General features: G+C 70.5%; 6 protein-coding genes and 2 pseudogenes. 7 read left to right on the forward strand and 1 reads right to left on the reverse strand.

Features of this window, described 5'->3' with window-relative positions; genetic code table 11:
- Nucleotides 1-6: 6 nt before the first annotated feature.
- The 6 genes from kdpA to DJ476_RS02170 all read left to right on the forward strand — a co-directional run bounded on the left by kdpA (nucleotide 7) and on the right by DJ476_RS02170 (nucleotide 9,908).
- A complete protein-coding gene (gene kdpA / locus DJ476_RS02145) occupies nucleotides 7-1,671 on the forward strand; it encodes a potassium-transporting ATPase subunit KdpA (protein WP_103417746.1) in 1,665 nt (554 codons plus the stop codon).
- Entirely contained in the window at nucleotides 1,668-3,776 is a 2,109-nt protein-coding gene (gene kdpB / locus DJ476_RS02150) for a potassium-transporting ATPase subunit KdpB (protein ID WP_103417747.1), read from the forward strand. The genes kdpA and kdpB overlap by 4 nt, the downstream gene beginning before the upstream one ends.
- A 6-nt stretch (nucleotides 3,777-3,782) precedes the next feature.
- Entirely contained in the window at nucleotides 3,783-4,457 is a 675-nt protein-coding gene (locus DJ476_RS02155; protein WP_112489665.1) for a potassium-transporting ATPase subunit C, read from the forward strand.
- Between the two features lie 68 nt (nucleotides 4,458-4,525).
- Nucleotides 4,526-7,063 carry a DUF4118 domain-containing protein gene (locus DJ476_RS02160; RefSeq protein ID WP_112489666.1) on the forward strand — a complete coding sequence of 846 codons (2,538 nt, stop codon included), beginning with the start codon at nucleotides 4,526-4,528 and terminating at the stop codon, nucleotides 7,061-7,063.
- A 226-nt stretch (nucleotides 7,064-7,289) separates the two neighbouring features.
- Complete coding sequence (locus DJ476_RS02165) at nucleotides 7,290-8,615, forward strand: LCP family protein (protein WP_167480363.1); 1,326 nt, start codon at nucleotides 7,290-7,292, stop codon at nucleotides 8,613-8,615.
- 261 nt (nucleotides 8,616-8,876) lie between these two features.
- On the forward strand, nucleotides 8,877-9,908 hold the full coding sequence (locus DJ476_RS02170; RefSeq protein WP_112489667.1) for a sodium:calcium antiporter: 1,032 nt from the start codon (nucleotides 8,877-8,879) through the stop codon (nucleotides 9,906-9,908).
- A 230-nt stretch (nucleotides 9,909-10,138) separates the two neighbouring features.
- On the opposite strand, the pseudogene DJ476_RS35300 reads toward DJ476_RS02170, so the two are convergent.
- Nucleotides 10,139-10,357, reverse strand: a pseudogene (locus DJ476_RS35300) (MmgE/PrpD family protein); the annotation flags it as partial.
- A 211-nt stretch (nucleotides 10,358-10,568) separates the two neighbouring features.
- Between DJ476_RS35300 and DJ476_RS02180 the strand changes: the two are divergent.
- Nucleotides 10,569-12,024 (forward strand): annotated as a pseudogene (locus DJ476_RS02180) (short-chain fatty acyl-CoA regulator family protein).
- Nucleotides 12,025-12,033: the final 9 nt, after the last annotated feature.

The following is a 12,033-nucleotide window of genomic DNA, read 5'->3' on the forward strand; positions in this document are numbered from 1 at the left end:
GCCGAAATGAGTTCCCAGATCGCTGGTGTGCTCCAGCTTCTCGCGCTGATAACCGCACTTGCCCTCGTCCACCGCCCACTGGGCGATTACATGGCCAAGGTCTACTCCTCCGAGAGGCACTACCGCCCGGAGAGGTGGATCTACCGGGTCATCGGCGCCGATCCGGCCGCCGGGATGCGGTGGCCCGCCTATCTGCGCGCCGTCCTGGCCTTCTCTGCGGTGAGCGTCCTCCTCCTCTACCTGATGCAGCGGATGCAGGGCTTGCTGCCCGGTTCGCTCGGCTTCTCCTCGATCAGCCCTGACCAGGCGTTCAACACCGCCGTGTCCTTCGTCGCCAACACCAACTGGCAGTCCTACTACGGCGAACAGGCCATGGGGCACGTCGTGCAGACCGGCGGCCTCGCGGTGCAGAACTTCGTCTCCGCGGCGGTCGGCATGGCGGTCGCCGTCGCGCTCGTACGGGGCTTCTCCCGGTCCCGTACCGGTGAACTCGGCAATTTCTGGACCGATCTGGTGCGCGGCACCGTCCGTATCCTGCTCCCGATATCAGTGATCGGGGCGGTCGTCCTGGTCGCCTGCGGGGCGATCCAGAACTTCTCCGGTATTCACCAGGTCGGCCAGTTCCTGGGCGGTCCGCAGGAGTGGAACGGGGGTGCCGTCGCCTCCCAGGAGGCCATCAAGGAACTCGGCACCAACGGCGGCGGCTATTTCAGCGCCAACTCCGCCCACCCCTTCGAGAATCCCACTCCCCTGTCCAACCTGTTCGAGATCTTCCTCATCCTGCTGATTCCGTTCGCGCTGACGCGGACATTCGGGCGGATGGTCGGCTCGTCGAAACAGGGGTACGCGATCCTCGGCGCGATGGCCGTCATCTGGATCGGGTTCACCGCACTGATGATGTGGACCGAATTCGCCCACCGCGGGGCCGCGTTCGAAATCGCCGGTGGGGCCATGGAGGGCAAGGAGACCCGCTTCGGGATCGCCGGTTCGTCCCTCTTCGCGGTCGCCACAACGCTCACCTCGACCGGTGCGGTGAACTCGTTCCACTCCTCGTACACCGGCTTCGGCGGCGGAATCACGATGCTGGGCATGCAGCTCGGTGAGATCGCTCCCGGCGGCGTCGGCTCGGGCCTGTACGGCATGCTGATCATGGCGGTCATCGCGGTGTTCATCGCCGGGCTGATGGTCGGCCGCACCCCCGAGTACCTGGGCAAGAAGATCGGCACCCGTCAGATCAAGCTCGCCGCCTGCTACATCCTCGTCACTCCGGCGCTCGTGCTCGGCTTCACCGCCGTCGCCATGGCCCTGCCGACGCCCGCCGACTCGATGACCAACACCGGCGCGCACGGCTTCTCCGAGATCCTGTACGCCTACACCTCCGGCGCCAACAACAACGGCTCCGCGTTCGCCGGACTCGACGCCGACACTCCGTGGTTCAACACCACCATCGGCATCGCGATGGCGCTCGGCCGCTTCCTCCCGATGGTCTTCGTCCTCGCGCTGGCCGGCTCGCTCGCCGAGCAGCAGCCGGTGCCCACGACCGCGGGCACCCTGCGCACCGACAAGCCCCTCTACGCGGGGCTGCTCGTCGGCACGGTCCTCACCGTCACCGGACTCACCTACTTCCCGGCCCTGGCGCTGGGCCCGCTCGCCGAAGGGCTCGCCTCATGAGCACCGTCACCCCCGCCCGCGCTCCGCACGGAGACCTGCCGCCGACCGGCGGCGAGAGGCCGGCCACTCGTGTCGGCGGCGGCCTGTTCGACCCGAAGCAGCTCCTCAAGTCGTTCCCGGACGCGCTGCGCAAACTCGACCCGCGCGTGATGATCAAATCGCCCGTGATGTTCGTGGTGCTGGTCGGCTCGGTGGTCACCACCGTGCTCGCGGTCACGGACCCGACCGACTGGTTCGGCTGGGCGATCACCGCGTGGCTCTGGCTGACCACGGTCTTCGCCAACCTTGCCGAGGCCGTGGCGGAAGGCCGGGGCAAGGCCCAGGCCGACACCCTGCGCAGGGCCAAGACCGCTACCGTCGCCCGCCGCGTCATCGGCGCGGCCGAGGAGCGCGTCGCCGGAACGGAGCTGCGCGTCGGGGACCTGGTGGTCTGTGAGGCCGGAGACGTCATCCCCGGCGACGGGGACGTGGTCGAGGGCGTCGCCTCCGTCGACGAATCCGCGATCACCGGCGAATCGGCCCCGGTCATCCGCGAGTCCGGCGGCGACCGCAGCGCGGTGACCGGCGGTACGAAGGTGCTCTCCGACCGCGTCGTCATCAGGATCACCACGAAGCCGGGCGAGACCTTCATCGACCGGATGATCAATCTGGTGGAGGGCGCGGCCCGGCAGAAGACGCCCAACGAGATCGCCCTGAACATCCTGCTGGCCTCCCTCACCATCGTCTTCCTGCTCGCGGTGGTCACCCTGAAGCCCTTCGCGATCTACGCGGGCGCCGACGACCAGACCTCGCTGATCGTGCTCGCGGCCCTGCTGGTGTGCCTGATCCCCACCACGATCGGGGCCCTGCTCTCCGCGATCGGCATCGCCGGGATGGACCGGCTCGTCCAGCGCAATGTGCTGGCCCTGTCGGGTCGTGCGGTGGAGGCCGCCGGTGACGTATCGACCCTGCTGCTCGACAAGACCGGGACGATCACCCTGGGCAATCGGCAGGCAGCGGAATTCCTGGCGGTCGAGGGCGTGGCGGAAGCCGAACTCGCGGACGCGGCCCAGCTCTCCTCGCTCGCCGACGAGACCCCCGAGGGCCGGTCGGTCGTCGTGCTGGCCAAGGAGAAGTACGGGCTGCGGGAGCGGGACCGGGGCGAGCTGACCGGGGCCGCATGGGTCGCGTTCACCGCGCAGACCCGGATGTCGGGCGTCGACCTGGACGGACGGAAGGTCCGCAAGGGGGCGACGGGTTCGGTCGTGACGTGGGTGAAGGAGCGGGGCGGGAGCGTCTCCGGGGACACGCACGCCCTCAACGACCGGATTTCCCAGGCCGGTGGCACGCCGCTGCTGGTGGCCGTGGAGGACGACCGGGGTGCCCGGGTCCTGGGAGTGATCCATCTCAAGGACGTGGTGAAGGAGGGCATGCGGGAGCGGTTCGGGGAGCTGCGCCGGATGGGCATCCGTACGGTGATGATCACGGGCGACAACCCGCTGACCGCCAAGGCGATCGCGGAGGAGGCAGGGGTCGACGACTTCCTCGCCGAGGCGACGCCCGAGGACAAGATGGCCCTCATCAAGCGGGAGCAGGCCGGGGGCAAGCTGGTGGCGATGACCGGCGACGGCACCAACGACGCCCCCGCCCTCGCCCAGGCGGACGTCGGCGTGGCGATGAACACCGGCACCTCCGCCGCCAAGGAGGCCGGGAACATGGTGGACCTTGACTCCAACCCCACCAAACTCATCGAGATCGTCGAGATCGGCAAGCAACTCCTGATCACCCGGGGCGCGTTGACGACGTTCTCCATCGCCAACGATGTCGCGAAGTACTTCGCGATCATCCCCGCCATGTTCGCCGTGGCGTATCCGTCGCTGGACAGGCTCAACATCATGGGCCTCTCCTCGCCCGAGTCCGCGATCCTCTCCGCCGTCGTCTTCAACGCACTGATCATCGTCGCCCTGGTGCCGCTCGCCCTCAAGGGCGTCCGCTACCGGCCCGCGAGCGCCGACCGGATGCTGCGCCGCAACCTCGCCCTGTACGGACTCGGCGGCATCGTCGCCCCGTTCATCGGCATCAAGCTCATCGACCTGCTCCTCTCCCTCATCCCCGGAATCGGCTGATCCGCCATGACCCACAACACCGTCGGCAACACCGCGCGCGTACTCGGGGCAGGTCTCCGCGCCCTGCTCGTCCTCACCCTGGTCTGCGGGCTCCTCTATCCCCTCGCCGTCACGGGCGTCGCCCAGGCCCTGTTCCCCGACAAGGCCAACGGCTCCGAGATCAGGGACGCGGGCGGGCAGGTCGTCGGCTCCTCCCTCATCGGGCAGCGGTACGACCTCCCGCCGGAGGGGGGCGGGGGGACTCCCGCCCCGGACCTGCGGTGGTTCCAGCCGCGCCCCTCCAACGGGCTCGGCACCAACAGCGTCAACACGCAGTACTCGCTGCTCCTCTCCGGAGCCACCAACCGCTCCGGCGACAACGAGGAGCTGATCCGGTGGGTGCGGGACGCCAGGGCCGCCGTGGTCAGGGACAACTCCACGCCCACGTACAAGGTGAACCCCGGTGACATCCCGGCCGACGCCGTCACCTCGTCCGGTTCCGGCCTGGACCCGCACATCTCACCGGCGTACGCGAAGCTCCAGGTCCACCGCGTCGCCGCGAAGAACGGCCTCGATGTCGGGGAGGTGGAGGATCTGGTCGCGGACCACACCGCCGGCCGGGTCCTCGGCTTCCTGGGGGAACCCCGGGTGAACGTGCTGGAGCTGAACACGGCGCTCAGGAACCTGACCCGGAACCGATGAATCCGGAACCCTGAGTCCTCGTCCGGCACGGAACGGCAAGGAACAGCACGGAACGGCAGGGAACGGTCATGGAACGCGGAAGACTGCGGATCTATCTCGGTGCGGCGCCGGGCGTCGGCAAGACGTACGCGATGCTCTCCGAGGCCCGTCGGAGGATCGAGCGCGGCACCGACGTGGTCGTCGGGTTCGTGGAGCACCACGGGCGGCCCCGGACGGAGGTGATGCTGCACGGGCTGGAGACCGTTCCGCGTCGGGCGCTGGAGCACCGGGGAGCCACGTTCACCGAGATGGACGTGGACGCGGTCCTGGAGCGGGCTCCGGCCGTGGCCCTGGTGGACGAGCTGGCCCACACCAACGTCCCCGGCTGCCGCAACGCCAAGCGCTGGCAGGACGTCGAGGAGTTGCTGAGGGCCGGGATCGACGTCGTGTCGACGGTCAACATCCAGCACCTGGAGTCGCTCGGCGATGTCGTGGAGTCGATCACCGGGGTACGGCAGCGCGAGACGGTCCCGGACGAGGTGGTGCGGCGGGCCGACCAGATCGAATTGGTCGACATGTCGCCCCAGGCGCTGCGCCGCCGGATGGCGCACGGCAACATCTACCGGCCGGACAGGATGGACGCGGCCCTCTCCCACTACTTCCGCCCCGGCAACCTCACCGCCCTGCGTGAGCTGGCCCTCCTGTGGACCGCCGACCGGGTCGACGAGTACCTGCGGCAGTACCGGGGCGAGCACGGCATCCGGACCACCTGGCAGGCCCGTGAACGCATCGTCGTCGGCCTCACCGGTGGACCCGAGGGCCGCACCCTCATCCGCCGCGCCGCCCGCCTCGCGGAGAAGGGGGCAGGCGGCGAGGTGCTGGCCGTCCATATCGCCGCGAGCGACGGGCTGAAGGCCGTGTCGCCCGAGGAGTTGGCCGTCCAGCGCACGCTGGTCGAGGGGCTCGGCGGGACGTTCCACCACGTCATCGGTGAGGATGTGCCCTCGGCGCTGCTGGACTTCGCCCGCGGGGTCAACGCCACCCAGATCGTCCTGGGTGTCAGCCGCCGCAGGGCGTGGCAGTACGTCCTCGGCCCCGGGGTCAGCGCCACGGTCGCCCGTGAGTCGGGTCCCGACCTCGACGTCCACATCGTCACGCACGACGCCGCCGCCAAGGGCCGCGGGTTGCCGACCGCCGGGGGCGCCCGGCTCGGGCGGGCCCGGATCGTCTGGGGCTGGCTCGTCGGCATCCTGGGGCCCGCCCTCCTCGGCCTGCTGCTCAAGACCGTCGTTCCCGATCTCGGGCTCGCCAACGACATGCTGCTGTTCCTCACCTTCACCGTCGCCGCCGCTCTGCTCGGCGGCATGCTTCCCGCCCTCGCCTCGGCCGCCACCGGCTGCCTGCTGCTCAACTACTTCTTCACCACGCCCTTCCACCGGTTCACGGTCTCCGACCCGAAGAACATCGTCGCCATCGTGATCTTCGTCGGTGTGGCCGTCTCCGTCGCCTCGGTCGTCGACCTGGCGGCCCGCCGTACCCACCAGGCCGCCCGGCTGCGCGCCGAGTCGGAGATCCTGTCCTTCCTGGCGGGCAGCATCCTGCGGGGTGAGAACTCCCTCGACGCCCTGCTCGAACGGCTCCGGGAGACCTTCGCCATGGACTCCGTCGCCCTGCTGGAGCGTGACAGCGAGGTCGAGCACTGGTCGTGCGCGGCGGCGGTCGGCGGCCGCCCGGTCGGCCGTCCCGAGGACGCCGACGTCGACATCCCCGTGGGGGACAACCTGGCCCTGGTCCTGAGCGGCCGGGCGCTGCGGGCCGAGGACCGCCGGGTCCTGGGCGCGTTCGCCGCCCAGGCCGCCGTGGCCCTGGACCGGCAGCGCCTGGTCGGCCAGGCCCAGGAGGCGCGCGAGCTGGCGGAGAGCGACCGCTTCCGCACGGCCCTGCTCGCCGCCGTCAGCCATGACCTCCGCACGCCCCTGGCCGGGATCAAGGCATCGGTCACCTCGCTGCGTTCCCATGACGTCACCTGGTCGGAGACCGACCGCGAGGCCCTCCTCGAAGGCATCGAGGAGGGGGCCGACCGGCTGGCCGCGCTGATCGGCAACCTCCTGGACATGTCCCGGCTGAACACAGGCACCGTCGTCCCGATGATCAGGGAGACGGATCTGGACGAAGTCGTCCCCATGGCCCTGAGCGGTGTGCCCGAGGGCAGCGTGGAGCTGGACATCCCGGAGACCCTGCCCATGGTCGCCGTCGACCGTGGACTGCTGGAACGTATCGTCGCCAACATCGTCGAGAACGCTGTCAAGTACAGCCCGCCGGGCTGCCCCGTCCTGGTATCGGCCGGGAGCCTGCACGACCGGGTGGTCCTCCGCGTCGTCGACCGGGGCCCCGGCGTCCCCGACACGGCCAAGGAGCACATCTTCGAACCGTTCCAGCGCCTCGGGGACGCCCCACGGGGTGCCGGCGTCGGGCTGGGCCTGGCGGTCGCGCGCGGCTTCACCGAGGCGATCCGGGCCACCCTCACCGCCGAGGACACCCCCGGCGGTGGCCTCACCATGGTCCTCACCCTGCCCCGGACCGCCGCCGGGCCACCGGCTCCCCCGGCCGAACGCGGCGGCGGGTGACCTCATGGACGCGAGCCGGGGAAGGGGACCCCGCATCCGCACATCTACAGAACTGTAAAGTTCTTTCAGCCGCACGATGCGGCGGCAACCCCGGATCGGCGTGTGCGCGGGGAGGCAGGGCGGGGCAGGATCGTCGGAGGGCAGTGTGGGCACAGAAGGCCAAGGGCGGCGGGGCCGTGCCGCGCGACGCCGTAGCCGTCGGGGAAGGGACCGCCGCAAGGCACCGTTGACCCGGCGTGGCCGGGTCCTGCTGTGGTCGGCCGGGGTGCTGGCCGTACTGGTACTGGGCGCGGCCGGAGCCGGGGCCTGGATCTACGGGGAGCTGGACGGCAACATCCACGCCGCCGACGTCGACAACCGGATCGGCGGTGAGCGCCCCCGCAACATGAGCCCGGGCTCCAAGAACATCCTGGTGGTCGGCTCGGACAGCAGGGCGGGCGGGAACGCGGCGTACGGCAAGGGCCTGGAGACCATGCAGTCGGACACGCTGATGGTTCTCCACCTGGCCGCCGACCGCGAGTGGGCCACGGCCGTATCGCTCCCGCGCGACTCCTGGGTCCGTATACCGGCCTGCGACCGGGGCGACGGGATCAGGTCCGAACCGCACAGCTTCAAGATCAACGCGTCGTTCGCCATCGGCGGTACGGGGGGCGATGTCGGGGCAGCCGCCGCCTGCACGATCAGGACGGTCGAGCAGAACACCGGACTGCGCATCGACCACTTCGTCTCCGTCGACTTCCAGGGGTTCAAGGGGATGGTGAACGCGCTGGGCGGGATCGAGGTGTGTCCCGAGGCGGCCATCCGGGACGAGAAGGCCCGCCTGGACCTCGAAGCCGGCTGCCAGACCGTCAGGGACGAGGACGCCCTCGGCTACGTCCGCACGCGCTACAGCGTGGGCGACGGCTCCGACATCGGACGCATCGGACGCCAGCAGGAGTTCATGAAGGCGCTGGCCGCCAAGGCCCAGCAGACGCTGACCAGCCCTGCCGACCTCTACGGCTTCCTCGACTCCGCCACCAAGTCCATCACCACCGACCGCGCCCTGGCCGGGATCAAGCCGCTGTCCGCGCTCGCCGCCGAGCTCAAGGGCATACCCGCCGACCGGCTCACCTTCCTCACCGTGCCCAACTACGCCCGCGAGGCCGATGTGCCCTCCGACCGGGCCAACGTCGTCTGGCAGTACCCCCAGGCCGCCGATCTCTTCGACGCGATGGCCGAAGACCGCGAGACAGACAAGAAGGCGCTGGAAGCCTCGGCCGCCGACCCGGTCCACGCCCGCTCGGTCCGGGTCCGGGTGCTCAACGGGACCGGCGTCGCCGGCCGGGCCGCGCAGGCCGCCGAGGAGCTGCGCGACCTCGGCTACACCGTCGTCGGTACGGGAAACGCCCCGGATCCGGCCGAACGTACGGCCGTACTGCACGCGCCCGGCATGGCGGACCACGCACGGGTGCTCACCTCCCGGCTGGACGGGGTCACGGCCCACCCGGACGAGCAGAGTGCGGGCCAGGTCCTCACCCTGGTCATCGGGCCGGACTACCCGGGCGCCGCCTGAGGCTTCGCCAGTGCCGGTACGGGCCGCGCCGGGCCGCGCGCCCCCCCGCCCCCGTACCGGAATCGGAACCACCACCGCCCCCCGTACCGGCACCGGGCAGGACGCCCGCCCGCCGTGGTGGAGTTCCTGAACCCGTGCCCCATGAGCTCCGCCCGCCACTGCCTCCCTCTGGCAGGCAGCACGTTCAGAGCGGGAGCTACGTGGTAAGAGAGAGACGGCTACTCTCCGCTGCTTCGTCACGCCGAAGGGGTTCCATGCTCCATGCTGACCGACGTATGGCCTCTGAGCGGGAGCATCGGAATCTTCCTGCTGGCCACGGCCGTCACCGTGGTGTGCAGCATCCGGCTCGCGGGGGTGGGCGACACCCTTGCCGACCGTACCGGCTGGGGCGAAGCCCTGTTCGGCGCGGTGCTGTTCGGCTTGGTGACGTCCCTCTCGGGCATCGTGATGACCGCGGTCAGCGCCGCTGCCGATCAGCCCGACCTCGCGTACAGCAACGCTGTGGGCGGTATCGCGGCGCAGACGCTCGCTCTCGTCGTCGCCGATGCCTTCCTACGGAGAGTCAACCTTGAACACGCCTCAGCGTCGGTGCCCAACATGCTCTTCGGCTGCCTGCTGATCGGATTGCTGGGAATCGCCCTGATGGCGACGTTCAGCCCGTCGGTCACCGTTCTGGGCCTGCACCCCGCGTCCGTGGTGATGGTGGCCTTCTACGTCGGAGGCCTCCAACTCATCCGTTCCCACGGCGAACCCATGTGGCGGGCGGTGCCCACGACGGACACGGTCTCCGATGTCGCGAGCGAAGAGACCGAAGGGCTCGGCGCCCACAGCACGGCACGGCTGTGGAGCGAGTTCCTGGCCGCGGCGGCCCTCGTCATGGTCGGAGGGTGGGCGGTGGCCCGCGCGGCGGAAGGCATCGTGGAGAACACGGGCCTGAGCGCCGGACTCGTCGGGGCTGTGTTCATGGGCCTGGTCAACGCGCTTCCGGAGACGGTCACCTCCATCGCGGCCGTCCGCCGCGGAGCCGTCACCCTGGCCGTGGCCGCCATCGTCGGCGGTAACTGCCTGGACGCGCTCAACCTCGTCGTCGGGGACATCGCCTATCGGGGCGGCTCCCTGTTCCACGCCGCAAGTCAGGACGAGTTGTTCCTCACGAGCGGTGCGCTGGTCATGACGGCGGTCCTGCTCGGTGGTCTCCTCGTCCGCCAGAAGCGTGGCTGGCTCAAGATCGGTTTCGACGGGATCCTGCTGATCGCCATCTACGCGAGCACCGTCGTCGTGCTCGCGTTCTGACGCCGAAGCGTTCTGATGCCTGAAGCGGTCCGGCATCCGACGGGCCGCTCCCGCAGCACCCGACCCCTCCGGTCCTCCGGCCGTCAGGACCCGATGGCGAGGTACTCGGCCGTGCGCACGATGCGCTCGCGTTCCGCGAAGGAGGCCATGTCGTCATGGACGGCACCGCTGTCGCCGTCGCGGTTGATGGCTTCCAGGGTCCGCCGGACCGCGGTGATCACGGCGCGCTGGGCCTGGGCGCGGGCGACGGCGACCGGGCGGCGCAGCAGGGAGGCGACCGCGACGGACGCGTTGTCGATGATCCGGTTGGCGGCCATGGCCGCCGCGTCCGGGTCCAGCTCCCCGGCCTCCTGGGTGCCTGCGGCGACGACGGCGAGCTTCCAGGCGAGCTGCTCCTCACGGGGCAGCCGGGCGGCGCTGGGGTGGACGCGTACCTGGTGGTCGATCACGGGACTCCTCGCAAAGCGTGGTCGGTGCTGTCAGAGCTGATGCCATGGACAGTGCCCGCTCCGCCGCTCCCGGACCACCTGTCGAAGCTGTGAAGCCCCACCAGGAATGAGCTGCGAATCTGCGAATGTTGCGAATGACGCGGATGCTATGTTCGCAAGCACATGCGCAGGTGCACCCCGCCTTCGGAAGGCACGCGACCAGGGGGGACCCGTGGCCCGACGAGCGACCGAGCACAAGGTCTACGCCCATTCCAAGCTCCGCCGTCTGCGCCGCGAGCGGGGGATGAACCAGATCGAGATGGCCCGTGCGCTCGGCATCTCCGCCAGCTACGCCAACCAGATCGAGCTGGGGCAGCGGCCGCTCACCGCGAGCGTGCTCCCGCAGATCGCGAAGGTCTTCGGGGTCGACGCGGAGTTCTTCTCCGAGGCCGCCGGAGACCGTCTCGCGGCCGACCTGCGCGCGGCCCTGGCCGACGAGGCGTGCGGGGTGACCGTCCCGGCGGCCGAGGAGATCACCGAAGCGGCCCGCGACCACCCGGAGGTGGCCCGCGCACTGGTGGCCCTGCACCTGCGCTACCGCGAGACCGCCGAACAGGCCGCCGCCCTCGCCTCACCGGAAACAGGACAGACGCTCCTGCCCCCGGCCGAGCCGCACGACGAGGTACGCGACTTCTTCTACGCCCACCACAACCACTTCGGCCCCCTCGACACGGAGGCCGAACGCACCGCGGAGGCCCTGGAGCTGCGCCCGGGCCGGGCCGCCGACCCCCTCACGGCGCTGCTCGCCGAACGCCACGGTGTCCACGTCGTCCAGGCCGGGCCGGGCCGCCGATGCCCGCCGCTACGACCCCGACACCGGGCTGCTCTTCCTCTCCCCCTGGCTCAGCGACGGCCAGCGGGCCTTCCAGCTCGCCACCCAGCTCGCCTTCCTGGAACAGCGCCCGCTGATGGACGAACTCGCGGACAGCGCATCAGAGTTGTCCTCGCCCGAGTCGTTCACGCTGGCCCGTATCGGCCTGGCCAACTACTTCGCCGGGGCCCTGCTCATGCCGTACACCGTCTTCCACGCCGCGGCCGAGGCCGTCCGCTACGACATCGAGCTGCTGTCCGCCCGCTTCGGTGTGAGCTTCGAGACCATCTGCCACCGCCTGAGCACCCTCCACCGCACCGGCCACCGCGGGGTGCCGTTCTCCTTCCTCCGGGTCGACCGGGCCGGCAACATCTCCAAACGGCAGTCCGCGACCGACTTCCACTTCTCCCGCATGGGCGGCACCTGCCCGCTCTGGACGGTGTACGAGGCGTTCTCCGCCTCCGGCCGCACCCTCACCCAGGTCGCGGAAATGCCGGACGGCAAGCGCTACTTCTGGGTCGCCCGGACGATCACCCGCGGCGGCTACAGCCATCACGCCCCGCGTGCCGAGTTCGCCGTCGCCCTGGGCTGCGAACTCCGCCACGCGCACCGCCTCGTCTACGCGGAGGGGGTCGCCCTCGACGACCCCCGGGCGGCGACCCCGATCGGCCTCGGCTGCCGCATCTGCGAACGCCGCGACTGCGCCCAGCGGGCCCGCCCCCCGGCCGGGGGCCGCCTGGCCATCGACCCGGACCGGCGGACGTACGTCCCGTACTCGGTGGAGGGCGCCAACTCCCGCGGGGCGAGACGCTCCTAGCGTGTCCAG

The organism is Streptomyces bacillaris (genome assembly GCF_003268675.1).
Classification (GTDB): Bacteria; Actinomycetota; Actinomycetes; order Streptomycetales; family Streptomycetaceae; genus Streptomyces; species Streptomyces bacillaris.

Coding starts and splice junctions, on each gene's coding strand:
- kdpA (WP_103417746.1), top strand. CDS start 7: ATGAGTTCCCAGATCGCTGGTGTGCTCCAGCTTCTCGCGCTGATAACC.
- kdpB (WP_103417747.1), top strand. CDS start 1,668: ATGAGCACCGTCACCCCCGCCCGCGCTCCGCACGGAGACCTGCCGCCG.
- DJ476_RS02155 (WP_112489665.1), top strand. CDS start 3,783: ATGACCCACAACACCGTCGGCAACACCGCGCGCGTACTCGGGGCAGGT.
- DJ476_RS02160 (WP_112489666.1), top strand. CDS start 4,526: ATGGAACGCGGAAGACTGCGGATCTATCTCGGTGCGGCGCCGGGCGTC.
- DJ476_RS02170 (WP_112489667.1), top strand. CDS start 8,877: ATGCTGACCGACGTATGGCCTCTGAGCGGGAGCATCGGAATCTTCCTG.